The 18,780-nt window shown below is 52.3% G+C and carries 13 protein-coding genes, 1 tRNA gene and 2 pseudogenes; 11 read left to right on the top strand and 5 right to left on the bottom strand.

Annotated elements, in window-relative coordinates; genetic code table 11:
* The first annotated feature begins 33 nt into the window (after positions 1–33).
* Positions 34–843 (top strand): 4'-phosphopantetheinyl transferase family protein, encoded by an 810-nt coding sequence (locus AC07V8_RS00750; RefSeq protein ID WP_494677100.1) that lies wholly within the window; start codon positions 34–36, stop codon positions 841–843.
* Positions 844–1,741: 898 nt separating this feature from the next.
* Here the strand turns inward: AC07V8_RS00750 and AC07V8_RS00755 are convergent.
* Entirely contained in the window at positions 1,742–3,055 is a 1,314-nt protein-coding gene (locus AC07V8_RS00755) for a tyrosine-type recombinase/integrase (RefSeq protein ID WP_494677099.1), read from the bottom strand.
* A gap of 151 nt (positions 3,056–3,206) precedes the next feature.
* Between AC07V8_RS00755 and dnaQ the strand changes: the two genes are divergently transcribed.
* Both dnaQ and AC07V8_RS00765 read left to right on the top strand, forming a co-directional pair.
* Positions 3,207–3,950 (top strand): DNA polymerase III subunit epsilon, encoded by a 744-nt coding sequence (dnaQ, locus tag AC07V8_RS00760; RefSeq protein ID WP_494677098.1) that lies wholly within the window; start codon positions 3,207–3,209, stop codon positions 3,948–3,950.
* A gap of 66 nt (positions 3,951–4,016) precedes the next feature.
* Positions 4,017–4,093 (top strand) — tRNA-Val (locus tag AC07V8_RS00765).
* 279 nt (positions 4,094–4,372) lie between these two features.
* On the opposite strand, the gene AC07V8_RS00770 is transcribed toward AC07V8_RS00765, so the two are convergent.
* Positions 4,373–4,861, bottom strand: coding sequence for a LysR substrate-binding domain-containing protein (locus tag AC07V8_RS00770; protein ID WP_494677097.1), 489 nt, complete (start codon positions 4,859–4,861; stop codon positions 4,373–4,375).
* Positions 4,862–4,876: 15 nt separating this feature from the next.
* On the bottom strand, positions 4,877–5,188 hold the full coding sequence (locus tag AC07V8_RS00775; RefSeq protein WP_494677096.1) for a hypothetical protein: 312 nt from the start codon (positions 5,186–5,188) through the stop codon (positions 4,877–4,879).
* Positions 5,189–5,190: 2 nt separating this feature from the next.
* Between AC07V8_RS00775 and AC07V8_RS00780 the strand changes: the two genes are divergently transcribed.
* The 6 genes from AC07V8_RS00780 (at position 5,191) to AC07V8_RS00805 (ending at position 12,891) form a co-directional block, all read left to right on the top strand.
* Positions 5,191–6,609, top strand: coding sequence for an FAD/NAD(P)-dependent oxidoreductase (locus AC07V8_RS00780; RefSeq protein WP_494677236.1), 1,419 nt, complete (start codon positions 5,191–5,193; stop codon positions 6,607–6,609).
* Positions 6,606–7,727 (top strand): NAD(P)/FAD-dependent oxidoreductase, encoded by a 1,122-nt coding sequence (locus AC07V8_RS00785; RefSeq protein ID WP_494677095.1) that lies wholly within the window; start codon positions 6,606–6,608, stop codon positions 7,725–7,727. The genes AC07V8_RS00780 and AC07V8_RS00785 overlap by 4 nt, the downstream gene beginning before the upstream one ends.
* Positions 7,728–7,815: 88 nt before the next feature.
* Positions 7,816–8,862: an ABC transporter substrate-binding protein gene (locus AC07V8_RS00790; RefSeq protein ID WP_494677094.1), complete on the top strand. Its 1,047-nt coding sequence runs from the start codon at positions 7,816–7,818 to the stop codon at positions 8,860–8,862.
* A 792-nt stretch (positions 8,863–9,654) separates the two neighbouring features.
* The gene (locus AC07V8_RS00795) at positions 9,655–9,900 is read left to right on the top strand and encodes a GlsB/YeaQ/YmgE family stress response membrane protein (RefSeq protein WP_494677093.1); all 246 of its coding nucleotides are present in this window, start codon (positions 9,655–9,657) and stop codon (positions 9,898–9,900) included.
* 271 nt (positions 9,901–10,171) lie between these two features.
* Positions 10,172–11,212, top strand: coding sequence for an OmpA family protein (locus tag AC07V8_RS00800; RefSeq protein WP_494677092.1), 1,041 nt, complete (start codon positions 10,172–10,174; stop codon positions 11,210–11,212).
* 104 nt (positions 11,213–11,316) lie between these two features.
* The gene (locus AC07V8_RS00805; protein ID WP_494677091.1) at positions 11,317–12,891 is read left to right on the top strand and encodes an OmpA family protein; all 1,575 of its coding nucleotides are present in this window, start codon (positions 11,317–11,319) and stop codon (positions 12,889–12,891) included.
* Positions 12,892–13,238: 347 nt separating this feature from the next.
* On the opposite strand, the gene AC07V8_RS00810 is transcribed toward AC07V8_RS00805, so the two are convergent.
* Both AC07V8_RS00810 and AC07V8_RS00815 read right to left on the bottom strand, forming a co-directional pair.
* Complete coding sequence (locus AC07V8_RS00810) at positions 13,239–14,267, bottom strand: helix-turn-helix domain-containing protein (protein ID WP_494677090.1); 1,029 nt, start codon at positions 14,265–14,267, stop codon at positions 13,239–13,241.
* A 745-nt stretch (positions 14,268–15,012) separates the two neighbouring features.
* Positions 15,013–16,047: an AraC family transcriptional regulator gene (locus tag AC07V8_RS00815; RefSeq protein WP_494677089.1), complete on the bottom strand. Its 1,035-nt coding sequence runs from the start codon at positions 16,045–16,047 to the stop codon at positions 15,013–15,015.
* A 724-nt stretch (positions 16,048–16,771) separates the two neighbouring features.
* On the opposite strand from AC07V8_RS00815, the pseudogene AC07V8_RS00820 reads away from it, so the two are divergent.
* Positions 16,772–16,900: pseudogene (locus AC07V8_RS00820) on the top strand (ESPR domain-containing protein); the annotation flags it as partial.
* Positions 16,901–17,335: 435 nt separating this feature from the next.
* Positions 17,336–18,780 (top strand): annotated as a pseudogene (locus tag AC07V8_RS00825) (beta strand repeat-containing protein); the annotation flags it as partial.

An 18,780-nucleotide genomic window follows, 5' to 3' on the forward strand; every position in this document is an offset into this window, starting at 1 on the left:
GCAGAGCCGGCCATTTGAAAAGGCGCGGCGACCATGGTTGATCCCGATCCGCAACGCATAGACCTGTGGCTGACCCCGCTTGACGACCAGAGGGATAGTCAGCTCCTCGAAGCCTATCGGCAACTGCTCAGCGCAGAGGAGCGGCGTCGCCTCCAGCGTTTTCTGCGCGAACCGGATCGGCATCGCTATCTGGTCACGCGGGCACTGGTGCGCACCGTGCTGGCGCGCTTCACAGGCGTCGCCCCGGAATGCCTGAGGTTCAAGGAAAATCTCTATGGCAAGCCGGCGCTTTGCGGCATGGATGCAAATAATCGGACGCTGTCGTTCAATCTATCGCATTGCGGCGACATGATCGTACTGGCGTTGACCCGGGATCGCGAGCTTGGCGTGGATGTGGAAAACATCGCACTGCGGCCAGCGCCGATCAATATCGCCAAGCGGTTTTTCGCGGAGGTAGAGGTGATCGATCTGGAGGAACTGTCGACTGCTGCGCAAAGTGAACGTTTTTTCGAGTTGTGGACGCTCAAGGAAGCCTATGTCAAGGCACGTGGAATGGGGCTTTCCATACCACTTGACCAATTCGGCTTTCGTTTCGGCGCCTGCGGTCGCCTGGCGATGTGGATGGAACCGGATTTAGGTGATTGCCCATCCCGCTGGCATCACTGGCAAATCCGGATTGCCTCGAAATATCTTGTCGCCGTTTGCGCCGAACATCGGACGGCTGCTCCGTCTCCTAGTATCACTGCGACCCGGATCATTCCACTGATCGGTGACGAGCCCATCGGACACCTGCAATTGCGGACTTGTGAATGGCAGAGTCGCGCTGATTTCGGTGTAGGGTGATGCGCTGCTGGACGCGGAGCGCCGTGAAAAAGAACAAGACGTTCTTGTAGCAATAGCCTTGCCGGACTGCTGACGGCTAAATAAACCCATCCCCTCGAATATGCGCTGCAAAGCATATTCGAGGGGATGGGCAATAACAGTCAACGACACTTTAAATGCAATTAAGTGGTTAACTGTATTCAATATGGTTACTAGTGTGCACCGGGCAATTGGGGGGAAGTCAAATGAAAATAGGTGGTCAATCGTACCAGATTGTCTGTCGCCATCTGCCGCTTGCTCTTCCGGTTCATTACCCCTTCTGATTTTTTTTCTTCTCAGGAAGGGGGCCATAAGCTTGTCGCGAGAAAGGCCCCATAAAGTTGCGTTGTAAATGAACCGATTGGCGATCTCTGCCATTTTTTGCACCTCTGCTTTCAACTGATCGTTCTCTTCCTGAAGTTTGGCTATTCGTTCCATGGCATCCAGCGTGGTTCGCGGCCGCGTTACTTTGCTGAGCTTGTCCGCTTCAGATCGCAGATGTTTTTTTTTGACCTCGTATGCGCTAACCAACGCTGGCTTTTTGTGTAGTGCCTGCCTGCTAGGTTCGTAACCGAGTATGCTTTGCGCGCCGTTACAAATTGACTCCCACTTGAACGGCTCGCTTTTTGGCCAAGCATGTATCATTTCAACCATTAAACGCACATCTTTTTCAGTGATTGCTCTAGGCATTCTCAACTCCTCAACTCCTCAATTCATCCAGGCACGCCAGTAAATCGGCTCCGTACTCAATAGCCAGTGCTTTTCTGTCCAAGAGCTTGATACCGATCTGTTCCGCCTTTCCGTTTATAAGAGTCTGCTCGTGGTTGAAATCAGTGCCAGTCATCTCGATAGGACTAGCGATCATTGACTAGTACTCTTTTCATTTGGTGTTGGCCACCACAACAGCAAGTTTTCCTGTTGCGGCGAGGATCTCTTTCGAGGGAAGGGCGGGCCTTTCGGTATCTCCCGCCACCTGTAGCCCAATGCATATCGCCTGCTCCTGAGTGTGGCGGAGGTTATAGATTAGCGCTGATTCTGAACCCTCCGCCCATCCCATCAATATCTCCCGAGATGCCCTCTCTTTTTCCGGCGTCCACTTCGCTTTATCGCACTGCAGTGAGAACCGGTAATTCCAATCGTGCCTGAGCAAATGTGGATGGAGCGTCGCAAAGGCGCAAAACAATTTCCTCAATTCAGTCAGAGCTTGATCAAATGCTGAGATTGATAGGGGGGCGCCTTGACTTCGTTTATTGCGATGGGTCACAAAGACAAAATCTTCCTCATCAAAGCCGACGCGCGGAACATCGGCCCGGTATTCAGCAATATACTCTGTGAGTTGTCGTTCCAATCCCGCAGTTATTGGCACAATTCGCCCGCGTGTTTTAGGCACCGGCTGATTAACGCGTGTGTCAAAGGAGTCGCCATGATTCCGCTCGATGACCAAGCGTGCGACCTGTCCTCCTGCGGAATCCAACACGTTTTTGAGTTTCAATGAGAGTAATTCGCCGCGCCGCATTCCAGTTTCGTACAGAATTCGGAGCATAACGACAGTGCGCAGTCGCGCGCCGCGATCTGCAGTGCGAAAGAGACCAACAAATGGATCGTTCCATAGCGCGTGCAGTTGTTCCCGCGCGTCTTCGGGGAGGTGCTTTTTCCAGTTTCCTTGATTCTTTGCGGATTTGGAGCCAGTTTTTGACAGAAGCTTTTCTTTTAGCCTTCTATCCTGTGTATCGATCATAGCCCTAACGTCAGGGCGGCTGCCATCTGTAATGAGCTCATCAGCAATCCACTTCAAATACTGGGCCGCATAGCTAATATACGTGTTCCCTTTGGCGGCGCCGATCGTATCTCCTTGCTTTCTGTAGCGTGCGGCGTTGAGGTAACGCGCCAGATCATCAAGTTCGTGCGGTCGTAAAAATTCATGGCGTTGGAATCGAACCTCTAAGCCAATTTTTCCTTCAGCATCCCATTGGCGCTTCCGTTGAGCTTCCCATTCCAACAAACGCTTGATGGCATCCAGATACACGAGCTGCGTGCTGGGCGTCGTATTTAGTCGTTTGCTTCGTGAAATAAATGCAGTTGGGTAAAATAGCGGGAAGGCTTCCTCGCTCGAAAAAAGCAGGCTGAACCGCTCGCCATTGCTGGACACAAAAGATCTGATTTGGAAGCCCAACAGACGCCCCTTTTTTTCCATTCGTTTACATATTTTGTAACTTGCGAAGAAGCATAAATCGGGCTTGCAATTCTTACAAGCATTTTCTACGCAGAAATATTTGGAATTTGGGCCTCTCCCGTGTAACTATTGGGGGATATGCCAAAAGGTACACAAAAGGAGTTTACGAAATATGGCTAACAGAATGGTAGTTCTGGATACCGAAACCACCGGCCTCAACCCGCGCACCGGGGACCGCATCATCGAAATCGGCTGCGTCGAACTGCTGAACCGCCGCCTGACCGGCAATAATTTTCATCGCTATATCAATCCTGAGCGCGATTCGGAAGAGGGCGCGCTGGCAGTCCACGGCCTGACCACCGCCTTCCTGAGCGACAAGCCGAAATTCGCCGAGATTTTCGACGAGCTGCGCGAATACATCCGCGGCGCCCAGGTCATCATCCATAACGCCCCGTTCGACCTGGGTTTCCTGGATGCCGAATACAAGCACCTGGGCAAGGGGCCGTTCTCGGCCGATATCGCCGGCGTCATCGACACGCTGGTGCAGGCCAAGGAAATGTACCCCGGCAAGCGCAACTCGCTGGACGCCCTGTGCGATCGCTACGGCATTTCCAACGCCCACCGTACCTTGCACGGCGCGCTGCTGGACTCGGAATTGCTGGCCGAGGTGTACCTGGCCATGACCCGCGGCCAGAACAGCTTCAGCATCGATGTCGGCGGCAATCACGGCGATGCCGATGGCGGCGGCGCAGCGCTGGAACTGCTGCCGCTGGCGGAAATCGTGGTGCGCAGCGCCAGCGAGGAAGAGCTGGCGGCGCATGAGTTGCTGCTGAACGGCCTGGACAAGGACGCCCGCGGCACCTGCATATGGCGCCAGACGCCCGCAGAGCCGGCGGAAAATGCGCCGCAAAAGTAATCTTGTAAAAAATATTCACAAGACACTAGCCACGAATCAAAAATGCCCTTATAATTTCGCTTCTTTAGGCGCGTAGCTCAGCTGGTTAGAGCACTACCTTGACATGGTAGGGGTCGTTGGTTCGAGTCCAATCGTGCCTACCAGTATTCTTGAAGTTGTGGGAATGCTGGGATAGTTCTGGATTGACTCCGGGATTGATCAAAGAAAAATATGTTGTAAGCAATGCTGAATGGAAGCCCGATGGCTTCCATTTTTGCTTTCCGGGTACCGCGTTCTGCGGCATCAATTTTCCTGGCATAAACCGTAAATAACATTTTGGCATTTGCATGGCCAAGCTGCCGAGCGATGTAATCCGGATTTATGCCGATGCATCAGCGTGGCCGTCGTATAGGTTTGCCGAGTCTGGCAGGCCCGTCTGGTACTTATCCCTGATTTTTAGACATGGTTCCAATGGCCCCGTCGTGACTGCGCGTGGCGCCTTGTAGCGGCTGGCGCAAGAATGAAACCAGCGCGTGCAAGGATGCGCTCATATTCCGGCGACTGGAGTAGTAGAGGAAAAATCCAGCGCGGGACCAGCTGTAGCCTTCAAGCATTTCAGCCAGACGGCCACTTTGCAAATAGGGGCGCACATGATCTTCCGCCAGCAAGGCAATGCCTGCACCGCTTAGCGCGGCGGCCAATGCGAGATTGGCGTCATTGACGAGTAAATGTCCGGCGATGGAGATTTCGAGCGTGTGTCCTTTGTCCATGAAGCCCCACGGTTTGTTGACTTCAGTCGTTGGGCGCTTGATGCGTATGCATTCGTGCTTTTGCAAATCGAGCGGGAAATGCGGCACGCCATGTTTTGCCAGGTAACTGGGCGAGGCGACTGCGGCAAAGCGCCGGTCGGGGCCGATGCGGCTGGCGATCATATCCTTGGCCAGCAGCTAGCCTTGGCGAATTCCGGCATCGAATCCATGCTTTGCGAGGTCGACAAATTTATCTTCCACCGAAATATCCAGGATTATCCCCGGATAGTTCTTACGGAATTGGGCAAGCCGCGGCGCAATCAATAGTTCCGTTGCGATACGCGGCGCGGCCATACCCCCGGCCATACTGCTTACCTGATCGGTAGTCGAGGCAAGAAATTGCTGCTGTGGGGCGACGTAATCCACGCTGGCGACGTGCAATTCAAGGACCCGGATGTGACGATCGCATACGATTCTGATCCGGTCGCAGCAGTGAAATCGCGTCAGCATCTATTCCAGCTAGCGGCGACAAATGCTTATCTGGTGCTTATCTGGTCGGCGGCGCCGGTCCGGCCGGCGTGCGTGCTGCCGAGGTGCTGGTGGCTGCCGGCTTGCGGCCCGTGCTTGTCGATGAAAATCAGCGTGCCGGCGGCCAGATATATCGTCAGCCGCCTGCCGGCTTCGTGCGCTCGGCAAAACAGCTCTACGGCTTCGAATCGTCCAAGGCGGATGCGCTGCATCGCACATTCAACAAACTGCGCAGCCATATCGATTATCTGCCCGAGACCCTGGTGTGGAATTGCGCCGGCTGCCAGCTGGACCTGCTGGGCCATGGCCGGCACCAGTCTTTGCCCTATTCTTTACCCTACTCGCATCTGATCTTATGCACCGGCGCCATCGATCGGGTTTTGCCTTTCCCTGGCTGGCTTTTGCCCGGCGTGTATACCCTGGGTGCCGCCCAGGTTGCGCTGAAAGCGCAGGGCTGCGTGATCGGCAGCCGTATCGTCCTGGTCGGTTCCGGGCCCTTGCTTTACCTGCTTGCCTATCAATATGCGAAAGCCGGCGCCAGCATTGCGGCAGTGCTGGATACCTCTTCTTTTTCCGGCAAGCTGCGGGCAACATTCGACTTGCTTAAACAACCGCTCACTTTGGCCAAGGGCTTGTATTTTCTTGCGTGGCTGCGCTGTCATGGCGTCAAGGTGGTGGAGGGTGTAGAAAAAATTGCTGTCTCGGGCGAGCAAAAAGTAAAAGCCATATCCTGGCATCAGAATGGCCGGGAACAAGCACTGGAGTGCGACGCGGTTGCCAGCGGTTTCGGCCTGCGCTCGGAAACGCAGCTGGCCGACCTGGCGGGCTGCGCGTTTGAATTCAGCCAGCTCAATCAGCAATGGCTGCCGCAGCGCGACTTGGCCGGGCGCAGCAGCGTCAAAGGGGTATATCTTGCAGGCGACGGCGGCGGCATCGCCGGCGCCGACGCCGCAGAACTGGCGGGAAAGCGCGCCGCCCTGGCTTTACTTGAAGACTTGGGAAAGACCATCGACCTGCGCGAGGGCAGGCGCCTTGATCGTGCATTGCAACGCATGCAGGGGTTTCGGCGCGGACTGGAGCGCGCATTTCCGGCGCCTGTCGCATGGGCGCGCGAGTGCGCCGATGAAGAAATCATTTGCCGCTGCGAAGAAATCAGCGCGGGCGAGTTGCGCCGTGCCGTGAACCATGCCGGCACGCTTGAAATGAACCGCCTGAAAGCGCTGACCCGGGTTGGCATGGGGCGCTGCCAGGGACGGGTTTGCAGTGCCGCCGCCGCTGAAATCCTGGCTTGCAGCGCCGGCAAATCGCTGGCGGAAATCGGACGCTTGCGCGGACAGCCTCCGATCAAGCCGTTTCCGGTGGCGGTCGGCGTGGCGTTGAGTCCAGCACGGGAAACCTCATGAGCGAGCGGCTGACAGCTGACGTCGCCATTATCGGCGGCGGCCTGATGGGCTGCTCTGCGGCGCTGGCCTTGCGTCGCATGAACCTGTCGGTGGTGTTGCTGGAACAGGGCTGGTGCGGCGCGCAAGCTAGCGGCGTCAATTATGGCGGAGTGCGGCGCCAGGGGCGGCCCGTGGTGCAGCTGCCGTTGTCCCAGCGGGCTTATGCGATCTGGCAGCGTTTGCCGCAGCTGATAGGCAGCGACTGCGAATATACGGTTTCAGGCCATCTGAAACTGGCGCGCAGCGAGGCGGAGCTGGCGTCGCTTGAAGACTACCGCGGACAAGCCGACGGCTTCGGCTTGCAGCTTGAAATCCTCGGGCGGGCAGCACTGCGCCAGCGCTATCCCTGGCTCGGCGGGAAGGTCGCCGGCGGCTCCTTGTGCCCGGGCGATGGTCACGCCAATCCGCGGCTGGTGGCCGCAGCTTTTGCATTGGCGGCAAGGAATCACGGCGCCGACCTGCGCGAAGGGACGATAGTAGAAAGCGCCGTTTTCGACGGCAGGCAATTTACGGTTTGCGCTGCCGGCGGGCTGGAAGTAAAAGCGAAATTCCTGCTTAACTGCGCCGGTGCATGGGGCGCAAAATTTGCCGAGCAATTTGGCGAGCAGGCGCCGGAATATCCGATTTTTCCAAACATGTGGGTGACCGAACCGATGCCGAAGCTGGTCGAGCCCAACGTCGGCATTGTCGGCGGCGGCTTTTATGTGCGCCAGGTGGCAAGAGGAAATTTCGTGCTGGGAGGCGGCCGCGGCACGGGGCAGTTGGCGATTGCATCGACGCGGCCGGACAGCGCTGCCATGTTTGCCTCGATGAGGATGGCCTGCGAATTCATTCCTGCATTGCGAAACGCACTGGTGATTCGCAGCTGGACCGGCGTCGAGGGCGCATTGCCGGATCATCAGCCGGTCCTCGGGCCGAGCGTGACGACGCCTGGCTTGTTTCATGCTTTTGGTTTTTCCGGCGCCGGCTTTCAACTGGCGCCGGCAGTGGGGGAAGTCTTGGCGGATCTGGTGGCCCATGGGGCGACGGCAACGCCTATCGAGGCTTTCAGCATCGGCAGATTCAGCGGAGCAAGTTGAAAATAAGTTGAAAACAAGCTGAAGCCGGTGCATCAGGAAATTATGTGGCAGGCATATCGGGGCGTTTAATCTTTGAGGAGGCGGGACCATGAAATTCAAACAGATTCTCCTGGCGACAGGATTCATTTCTGCATTAGGCGTCGCAGCGGCAAGCAACGCTGAGACGCGCACGCTGTATGTCGGCATGAACGGCGGCAGCATGGAAAAGAATTACACCAGTTATATATTCCCGGAATTTGAAAAAGCCAATAACGTCAAGATCGTGGTGGTTCCCGGCACCTCCGCCGACATCATGGCCAAGATGTCGGCGCAAAAGGACAAGCCGCAAATGCACCTGGTGTTTCTCGACGACGGCGTCATGTACCGCGCGATCGGCATGGGGCTGTGCCAGAAACTGAAAGACGCCCCGGTATTCAAGGAAATCTATCCATTTGCGCGCATGGCCAACGACCAGGCGGTGGGGGTAGAGCTGGGCACCGTCGGCATCGGATACAACAAGAAGATGTTCGATGAAAAAGGCTGGGCCGCGCCGACCTCCTGGATGGATTTCGCCGATCCGAAATACAAGGGGAAAGTGGTGTTCCAGTCGATCCAGAGCAGCACCTTCGGCCTGCACAGCTTCCTGATGTTCAACCGCCTGGTCGGCGGCACCGACAAGAATGTCGAACCAGGTTTCCAGAAATGGGGCAGCACCGTCGGTCCCAACGTGCTTGAGTACCTGTCCAGTTCGGCGAAAATCTCGGAAATGGTGCAAACCGGCGAAACCGCCATTTTTCCACTGACGCCGACGGCAATCGCGAATCTGAAGGCCAAGGGTATTCCGGCTGAATTCGCCACGCCGAAAGAGGGAGCCGTCATGCTGATGGTCGGCGCTTGCGCCCTGAAAAACAATTCCGAGCCGGAGCTGTCGCAGAAACTGGTGGAATACCTGCTGAGCGCTGGTTCACAGGCCAAGGCGGTGGAATATGCCAACGCCATACCGATCAACAAGGGCGTCAAGATCCCGGAATCGGTGCAAGCCAAAATCGGCAATGTCGACAAGCTGATGAAAAACATCAACACGGTCGACTGGGATGTCATCAACAAGGAACGGGCCGCCTGGAACGATCGCTGGAGCCGTTTGATCGAACGCTAAATGCTGGCATTATCAAATAATGCGCGACTGTCTACCGCTCGCCGCCCATCGTGGCGGCTCAGTATCTTGACCCGTATGAGACCGGCGGCGTTCACGGGCTAAGCGGCAAGGCCTTGCTGAACCCAAAAGACATCCCACTCAATCAATATGGGCAACTCTCCAACAGAGTTCTTGCCAAGCTGAAGGCTAGGCCCGACATCGTCATCGGGCGAGTGAAAACAAAGAAAGGTGTCGTTGGCGGGGTTTGGCAACGATCGTTTCGCTGTCAATGCTGGCTTTGTGCCCTTGTGCGGCGCCGCCTGGTCAGGCGACGATCCTGAACCTGCCGCCGATTCTGACCGAGAACCCTCCTGCGTTTCGCTTGCCGAGGTCGCTGCAGTCGATGCCGATAACGCAACCGGCTACAGGATCTGGAGAGAATTGGCGCCAGGGTTGAGAGCATCTTGTGCGGACTTGCAAAGAGCCACTGCTCATTGATCACACAATAATTGTGGCTGCTCTGAGTGAGGTTGCCGTCATCGTTGAGCATTTCAATACTTCGCAGTGTGTTATTTGCCCATGCGGTTGATGTGTATTTGAAATATTTCTAACCCCAATATTTTTGGACAATGATTTATATTTTTTGACAAACAGTTTGTCTTTTCTATTTTTTTAAAATGGCATTGATTGTTTTTTTTAGGAGAAACTAATTCCTTAGGTTTAGCAATCCTTAACAATTGCGGCGTTATTTTCTGTATTTTTTCATGCTAATGTTGTTGCGTAGTTTGATCGTAAATAATTTAAAGGAAATTTATGGGATTTATAGCGTGGTTAATTGTTGGCGCAGTTGCCGGATGGCTGGCGGGGGTTGTCGTGAAAGGCGGCGGCTTTGGTGTGCTGGTTGACATCATCGTCGGAATTGTTGGCGCCTTCATCGGCGGTTGGCTGGCAGGGGTGCTTGGCATTCATATCGGCAGCGGCATTATCGCGTCGATTGTGACTGCCACTGTCGGTGCGGTGATCTTGCTATTCATTCTGCGACTAATTAAACGCACTTGATATTTTTCAGCACGAAGAACGAATTTGAAAATCCCGCTTAAATGCGGGTTTTTTTCATCAACAGAATATTTTGACAATCATTAACGGTAGAGCCGGTAACCTAAATCGCGGCTGCGGTACGTGTTGAGGCCTCAATCTGGAAATTCTTTTTTTGAGTTGTTCACCTAGCCTCAACGTATTTCGGTTTTAAATTGTTTCACTGAATCGTCGTTCAACGGCGCACTCAATGTACAGCCAATATTTATCACCCCTTATACAAAGAAAGATGACGATGAATCCAAACAAAATTAGCTTGGCGATTTTTATCCTATTCGGTGTCTCCGCGTTCAATGCGTCAGCGCAAAATGCGCCCGCTACTTCCTATAACCCATCTTGGTATGTCGCACCGAGCATTAATTTGATTGACCCCGATGCTCGTTTCCTGAGCGGAAACGACAAGAACGGTCCCGGTCTCGGTTTGCGGTTTGGCCGCGCTGTTTCGCAGGATTGGGATGTTCAATTGGGCGGGACATATGGACGCGCCAAAGACAAAGACGTGGGAATCACCTACCGGCAAAGTACGTTAGGTGCCGATGCCCTCTATATGTTTTCACGTAGCGCATGGCAGCCATTCTTGTTAGCCGGTGCGGGCGTCGAATACGATAAGGTCACTAACGCTGGCGGTAGCATTTCTAAGACAGCTCCTTACATCAATATTGGCGCCGGCTTGCGCTATGCCCTCAACGATCAATGGAGTATGCAGGCAGACGTACGGCGTTCCGTCGGCTTCCTGGGGAACAATAGTGATTTCGGCTTCAAGCGGGACAACAATACGACATTCGGCATCGGCCTAATCTATGCCTTCGACAAGGCGCCTGCGCCGCTGCCGGTAGCGCAGCCGGTATCGGCACCGGAGCCGGTGCCGGCCATCACACAAGTGGCGCCTCCGCGCTTCGAGAAAATCACCTTGTCGTCGACTCAGCTGTTCGGTTTTGATAGCGCGACGCTGCGCATGCCGCAGCCCAAGCTCGATGAAATTGCGAGTGTGCTGGCGGCCAACGCACAAGTGAAAAATATCGCCATCAGCGGCTATACCGACCGCCTCGGCTCTGATCAGTACAACCAAAAGCTGTCGCAGCGCCGGGCAGAGGCTGTCAAGAGCTATCTCGTTAATAAAGGGGTCGAGGCGAATCGCCTGACATCGGTCGGCAAAGGAAAGGCCAACCCGGTAGTTGAATGCAATCAGAAAAAGAAAATGGAACTGATCAAATGCCTGGAACCGAATCGCCGCGTCGAATTGGAACAGGTTACGTTTGAAAAGCCGGTGCGTTAAATCGAGCAGCAAACGCCTGAGGCGAGTAGGCGCGGCATTTCTGCTGCTGTTTTCAACCGGCGCTAGGAGCCGGAACCATTTCATCTACCTGGGAAGAAAAACATATGAGCATTAATCTTTTACAACTTGCACAAACGACGCTGGGCGGGCAGGTTGTTCAACTCGCGAGTTCCCACTTTGGCATTGACGCAAGCAAAGCCAAGGCCGCTTTTGACACCTTGACGCCAAGCTTAATTGCTTCTTTGGTCAAAAAGGCTGACACCGCCGATGGCGCGAGCGCGCTTTACACGTCCATCATGTCACATCGCGTCGATGCGAACATCGGCGCAAATCTGGTCAGTCTGCTTGACAACCCAGTGTCGGCGGGAAATTTGATCAAAACCGGCGGCGAGCAGGCTGCCGCCTTGCTTGGCGATAAAGCGCAAGATCAGTTGGCGCATGCTGTGTCTCAGCACACCGGCACGGAGATCAGTGCTGTCACGTCGATGACTGGCGTGGTGACCGCTACCCTGTTTGGATTGATTAAAAATCACCTGCAAACCGCCAAGGGACAACAGCACGCCTTAATTTCCACATTGGCGCATCAAGTGCCTTTTATCCAGGGAAAACTGCCTGAGAGCGTGTGGGCTGCCTTAGGGCTGGGGACCGCGGCGGTATTTTTCGAAGGTATCGGTAACAAGCTCAAAGCAACGCTGTCGGCCTTTCATATGCATGCACGGCCAGCTGTACACGCCGATGTCAATCCTGTGTCCAAGGAAAAGACTGGTATTGCAAAATGGTGGTGGCTCTTGGCGCTGCTAGCTTTGGCCGCGCTGTTGTTCTTTTTGCGCGGCTGCAATAAGGAACCGGCATCTGCGCCGACACCGGCTGCAGCGTCGCCGGTCTCTGCTGCTACTGCGGTGCTTAACAAGGAGCCGATGCTGTCGTTGACGACAGATAAAGATGGCAAGGCTACCGTTGTTGCTACCGTAGGTAGTGAAATGGACAAAGCAGCCATTCTGGATGATTTGAAAAAAAACTATGGAGATGCGGTTAACGCCAACATCAAGGTTGACGCAACAACCAAACCTGCCGGTTGGATTGGCGAACTGCCGGGCTTGCTGACAAACTTGAAATTGCCGAATGCCGAATTGGCGATCAAGGGCAACAATATAGAAATCGGTGGGGCGGCGACGGATCCTAAGCTACAGTTGCTGGATAAGACGAAAGCGCTGTTTGGTGCTGGATATGCCGTATCTCTGTTCGATCTTTCCGACGCCATGGCCAACAGCAAGAAAAAATTTGAAGACGCTTTGGCCGCGCTCAAACCTGGTTCTTGTACCTCGGCCGATGTGGTGAGCGCCATGAATACCTATTCGTTTAATTTTTCTTCCGGCTCCTTTGATATTCCCAAGGAAGATGTTTTGGAGTTCGGCAAGGCGGTTACCGCCATCAAGGACTGCGCCAAGGACGCAAAACTTGAAATCGGCGGACATACCGATAATCAGGGATTGTCTGCGGCGAATATGGAACTGTCGAAAAAACGGGCCGATGCGGTGCGCGACTTCTTTGTGTCAAAAGGTATTGCTGCGGCCGCTTTTACAACCAAGGCATACGGTGATACTCAACCTGTAGGGGACAACGATACTGCTAGCGGTCGTTTCCAAAATCGTCGCATTGCGTTTAGCGAGCAGAAGTAGTTATTGCAATGTAAATTGTAAATTTAACCCGCGCCGAAAGGTTAGCGGGTTTTTTTGTCCCGCTGATATTTTTAGCTCGCTCCAGTACTGTCGACAGACTTCTTTTAGGCCTGCCATTTCAAGCCCGCCGTCATCAGCGATGGCAGCATCCGAGTGCTTTTTGCGTGCCGCGTTCATCTCGAAGAAAATAGCTTGACCCCTATCTTCTGCTGCAAGTCCTCCGCTCCACCACGTTTATTTGCCGAGTTAAATACACTACTTTCAAAAAACGCCAAGATTTCGCGCTGCTGCAGATTCCGAAGGAAATCGCCCGCAATGAATTGTCGCAAAATAACGCACTTTGTTATTCAGGATTGAATACTTCGTTTATAAGTATTGGGCGTTAATCCCGTCCAGCGCAAAAATGCACGTTGAAATGTGCTTTGTTCGGAATAACCAAGTAATTGAGCGATGTCAGAAAGTTGCAATGTTGGATCCAGCAAGTATTGTTTTGCCAATTGCTGACGAATTTCTTCAAGCAGCGCTCGGAAACTAGTATCGTATTGGTCCAAATGGCGACGCAATGTTCTAGGCGTTATATTAAGTTTGCTCGCGACGTTATCCAACTCTGGCTCGCCTTCATGAATTTGGTTTGTGATGTAACGCCGAACTGACATCACGAACTCGTTTGCTGTAGGTAGTTGATCCAGGAGTTCATTTGCTTGCTTCTCTAATAGAGTGACCAATATAGGTTCTGGTTTTTTTAGGGGGAATGCCATCGAATACAATGGTGCGCGCACAGTGGTTGCGACCTGATTAAAAAGCACATCGCATCCAAAGAAATCCCTATAGGCATTTGGATAAGGCGGCTCCTCACTGATAAAACACACTTCCTTCCACTCTATATCCTGACTAGATATGGATTTTGAAAATTGGTGAAGTGCTGCAATACCAAACTCGCGCCATCTCTGTTCCCCAGAAATTACTCCTGGAAGCCATTTAAGCATAATATCGCTTCCATCAATAATAGCTTCCATGGGGTACTGGTCCTCCACGATCACAAGGCTTTCGTATGCTTGCAAACGTTGCAGCGATGCGCCAAGATTTGGACACGACGCAAATATGTATCCAACGACTCCAAAATGGGCGGGTGTAATCGTTGCCCCCATGTGCAAACCCAGAAGGGGGTCTTCCAGGTGTGCTGCAGCACATTTCATGTGGGAGATCCAGCGTTCCATAGGGTAACGAAATAGAGTGCGATCAATCTCGCTAGGTGCTGGTTCATTCAATAGCTTTGACGCATCAACTCCCTGATTTTTCAAATATTCAAAAAGTACGCGCATAAAGGCGCTGGATACAAAGCCCTGTGAAAATGCATTTAATTTAATTGCTTCCATGATTGGATTATAAGAAACTATAAGTCTTGGTCAAGTCGTCTTACAGTTCTGTATTCAAAGTCCTGCAAAGTTCTAAATCGCATTCGTTTACGTTTTATTTTTACAGGTGTTTATTTACCATCTTGGAAGATCGATGTGTTTTGAAAGAATGATATAAATAATTTTTTTGAGCATGTCATTAGCGTAAATTTCATCAATTTTTCCTCGAAATTCCATCCTTGGATCGAGATCGGCCTCAAAATTTTTTGAGTTCCACGATCATCAAGAGTCATGTTGCTTTTTCATTTCAATCGATTGAGTGATGCCAGATTCGTTGTGACTATGCGTTTTGGCGGCAACAGGCAGACCCGCTGCCGAGACAACGTCCTGGGGAGCAAATCAATGACGTGCTGGGTTTTCCGAAACGACAAACAGGGGAGTCAAGCATGAGTCAAATTATTCAAGCATTTCATCGTTGAGCGATGCAGCCTAGATCAGTAATTCAACGAGTTGTCGAGCCTGACGAGAACTTGCGCGGAATATTATGCAGACTTGCAAAGGGCACGGCGCATTCCATCCCACAAAGTGCTGAACGCCCTCGCAATAAGCGGTGTAACGGGATAGATGTTTGAAGCGCCCCGCCTGCTCGTCGAATTAAAGGCTCTCCTTTTAGCGCAGCTGGTAAAAAGGCCAAGCCGGCAAGCTATGTCTAGGTTGTGAGGAAATCGTCTGCAACGAATTGACGCAAAATCTCAGATCTTGTTGCTTAAGATTGGATGCTTCGCCGATATGTATTGGGCGTTGACCCTGTCCAACGCAAGTATGCACGATTAAATGTACTTTGCTCAGAATAGCCGAGTAATTGAGCGATGTCGGAAAGTTGCAACGCTGGATCTAGTAAGTATTCCTGTGCCAAGCGTTGACGAATTTCGTCAAGCAGCGCTCGGAAACTAGTGCCGTAATGATCGAGGCGGCGACGCAATGTTCTTGGTGTTATGTTAAGTCTATTCGCGACGCTGTCCAACTCTGGCTCGCCTTCATGAATGAGGCTGGTTGTGCAACGCCGAACTGACATGACGAACTCACTTGCTGTAGGTAGCTGATTTAGGAGCTCATTTGCTTGCCTCTCTAACAGAGCTACCAATACAGGCTCCGGTTCCTTTACAGGAACAGTCAACGAATGCAAGGGTACGCGTACGCTAGTTGTGGCTTGATTAAAAAGAACATCACATCCAAAGAAATCTGTATAGGAATTTAAAGAAGACGGCTCGGGATTAATGAAACCCACTTGCTTCAGATGGACATCCTGACTAGAGATGGACTTGGAAAACTGGAGAAATGTTGCAATGCCAAATTCATGGTTTAGTCGCCCATATCCCCCGGAACTTCCCCCAGGCCATTTAATCACAAGATCGCTTGCGTCAATAATGGGAGCCTCCATGGGGTGATGATCTACCTCTTGCACAAGGCGTTGGTACGCTTGCAGACGCAACAGCGATGCACCGAGACTTGGGCACGACGCGAATATGTAACCAATGACTCCAAAATGCGCGGGTGTGATCGTTCTCCCCATGTGTAAGCCTAGTAGGGGATCTCCCAGGTGAGCTGCTGCGCATTGCAAGTGAGAGACCCAGCGTTGCAGCGGGTAGCGGATTAGAACTCGATCGACATCGTCCGGCATTGGTTCATTTAATAGCTTTGAACCATCCACTCCCTGATTTTTTAAATACTCAAAAAGCACGCGCATATAGGCGCTAGATACAAAGCCCTGCGCAAATGTATTTAATTTATTCGCTCGCATAGTTCGGATTATATGACGCGGTCCGTATCGATCAAATCGTCGTTTAGTTTTGCACTAAAAATACAACGAGTTTCTGTGTGGAAATATCCCGGTGTGAAATTTTACAATTGTTAACGATCAATTTTGGCGTGCATTTATATTTCCTTGTGGAAATATAAATGTGTTTTGTGAAATGATATAAATGTTTTTCCCGGAAATGATCCGCCGGCTCAATTCTCACCATTTCCTCTATGAATCCCATCCTTGAATTGGCCCCAGTTACAATTTTTTCTTGAATTCTGCAGCCGTCAAGATTCATGACTCTTCGTCTTCATCGATTGAGCGACACCGGAAAAAATTTTCTGGCAAAAAGCTAGTGGACACAAATGCTAATTAATTGTCCGTTATTGCCAATATTTTCCGTTTTGCCCCCGCCTACTATCCGCCTCGTAAGTCAATGTAATTTTTAGTCAAATTCAAAGGTGTTTGTGCCTTTCCATTTGCCAAAGATTGAAATCTTTATTGATCAAATGAAAAGTCTCTAAGGTAAATGCGACTTTGATATGGAGACAACTGCATTGAGCTCTACTCGTCAGGTGCAAAAAAATCAGCAGGAAAATGAAATGATGAATTTCCGCAGGCAAGCGCAATTTTATTCAGCTAAGCGACCTCTGTTCGCCAACGTGTGCCAGTGAATATATAGCTGCGTATTACAAAGTAAATCTAATTAGAAAGTGGTGAAAACGTGAATAAATTCTTCAGAGTTATTTGGAATAAGGCAACTGGGCAATGGTGTGTTGTGGGAGAACTCGCGAAGAGTCACAGCAAAGGTAAGAGCGAAACCACAAGGGGCATTGCTAAGGGATTGATTGTTGCAGCAGCGGTCGCGACGGGGTTTGGCGGCGAGGCATTGGCGGCACCTGGTTATGTGGGTGGAATTTTCACATCAGTCGGCTATGGCAGCGGCGGTACGGCTGGTAGCGGAACCATGACCTGTAGCGACACCCAATATCAAACTTACGGACAGGTTGGTAATGGCTACGGCAATAGTGGGACCACCCAAGACGGAGTAGGCAACACATCATTAACCTACTATGGTTCCAATGTCATTTGCGGCAGTAGCGACGCTGCTACCCAGACTAATCGTATTCTGGCCTATGCCAACAATCCAACGTCCAATGCCACAAATATGACGATTGGCGGAACACTTTACGTGAATACGGCAGCGTATTTGCAGAACGCGAATATTAATAATCTGACGGTAACTGGAAATTTTGCCATCCCGTATTTTGCTGCTACGACAGCGCTGGCAACAGGTACTGCTACGGGAACCAATTCCATCATTGCGGGATTCGGCGGCACCAACGCTGCTGGCGCGTCTTCAATCGCTATTGGGAATAACGCCGTTGCTTCAGGCACCAATACGATTGCCATCGGTTTAAATACAAGCGCATCGAATCCAAATAGCGTGGCGATTGGGTCTGGCTCTACGGCGACGACCGTTGGCGTCAATACCAGCAGTGCAACCGTCGGAGGTATCACCTATAGCGGCTTCCAGGGCACGACACCAGCCACTTCCGGCACATTTAGTGTTGGAGCCTCAGGCGCTGAACGTCAAGTCACGAACGTTGCTGCCGGCGGGATTTCTGCAACCTCGACTGATGCAATCAATGGGTCAGAATTGTATTCCGGCCTGAGCACAACCAGCAGTAATATCGCATCGCTGTCGACTTCGACTTCGACGGGTTTGAGCAGCACCAACAGCAATGTTACTTCCTTGTCCAGTGGTCTCAGTACAACGAATAGCAATGTGTCTTCGCTGTCGACTTCGACTTCGACAGGTTTGAGCAGCACCAGCAGCAACGTTACTTCCTTGTCCAGTGGTCTCAGTACAACGAATAGCAATGTGTCTTCGCTGTCGACGTCGACTTCGACGGGTTTGAGCAGCACCAGCAGCAACGTCACTTCCTTGTCCAGTGGTCTCAGCACAACGAATAGCAACGTGTCTTCGCTGTCGACTTCGACTTCGACGGGTTTGAGCAGCACCAGCAGCAACGTCACTTCCTTGTCCAGTGGTCTCAGTACAACGAATAGCAATGTGTCTTCGCTGTCGGCGTCGACTTCGACGGGTTTGAGCAGCACCAATAGCAACGTTACTTCCTTGTCCAGTGGTCTGAGTACAACCAACAGCAGCGTGTCTTCGCTGTCCACTTCGACTTCGACAGGTTTGAGCAGCGCCAGCAGCAACGTCACTTCCTTGTCCAGTGGTCTCAGTACAACGAATAGCAATGTGTCTTCGCTGTCGACGTCGACTTCGACAGGTTTGAGCAGCACCAGCAGCAACGTTACCTCCTTGTCCAGTGGTCTCAGCACAACGAATAGCAACGTGTCTTCGCTGTCCACTTCGACTTCCACGGGCATCAGCACCAACGCCAGTAACATTGGTTCGCTGTCTAGCGGTCTGAGCACGACTAACAGTAATGTGTCTTCGTTGTCGACTTCTACGTCGACCGGCTTGAGCACGACGAATAGCAGCGTGTCGTCGCTGTCGACATCGACATCGACCGGTTTGAGTACGACCAACAGCAACGTCACATCACTCTCCAGCGGTCTCAGCACGGCTAACAGTAATGTGTCGTCACTGTCGACGTCGACTTCCACGGGCATCAGCACCAACGCCAGTAACATTGGTTCGCTGTCCAGCGGTCTGAGCACGACTAACAGTAGCGTGTCTTCGTTGTCGACATCGACTTC

Source organism: Collimonas sp. GW821-FHT02H07 (genome assembly GCF_059421505.1).

Coding starts and splice junctions, on each gene's coding strand:
- AC07V8_RS00755 (WP_494677099.1), bottom strand. CDS start 3,055: ATGGAAAAAAAGGGGCGTCTGTTGGGCTTCCAAATCAGATCTTTTGTG.
- dnaQ (WP_494677098.1), top strand. CDS start 3,207: ATGGCTAACAGAATGGTAGTTCTGGATACCGAAACCACCGGCCTCAAC.
- AC07V8_RS00790 (WP_494677094.1), top strand. CDS start 7,816: ATGAAATTCAAACAGATTCTCCTGGCGACAGGATTCATTTCTGCATTA.
- AC07V8_RS00805 (WP_494677091.1), top strand. CDS start 11,317: ATGAGCATTAATCTTTTACAACTTGCACAAACGACGCTGGGCGGGCAG.
- AC07V8_RS00775 (WP_494677096.1), bottom strand. CDS start 5,188: ATGCTGACGCGATTTCACTGCTGCGACCGGATCAGAATCGTATGCGAT.
- AC07V8_RS00810 (WP_494677090.1), bottom strand. CDS start 14,267: ATGGAAGCAATTAAATTAAATGCATTTTCACAGGGCTTTGTATCCAGC.
- AC07V8_RS00795 (WP_494677093.1), top strand. CDS start 9,655: ATGGGATTTATAGCGTGGTTAATTGTTGGCGCAGTTGCCGGATGGCTG.
- AC07V8_RS00800 (WP_494677092.1), top strand. CDS start 10,172: ATGAATCCAAACAAAATTAGCTTGGCGATTTTTATCCTATTCGGTGTC.
- AC07V8_RS00770 (WP_494677097.1), bottom strand. CDS start 4,861: ATGATCGCCAGCCGCATCGGCCCCGACCGGCGCTTTGCCGCAGTCGCC.
- AC07V8_RS00815 (WP_494677089.1), bottom strand. CDS start 16,047: ATGCGAGCGAATAAATTAAATACATTTGCGCAGGGCTTTGTATCTAGC.
- AC07V8_RS00750 (WP_494677100.1), top strand. CDS start 34: ATGGTTGATCCCGATCCGCAACGCATAGACCTGTGGCTGACCCCGCTT.
- AC07V8_RS00785 (WP_494677095.1), top strand. CDS start 6,606: ATGAGCGAGCGGCTGACAGCTGACGTCGCCATTATCGGCGGCGGCCTG.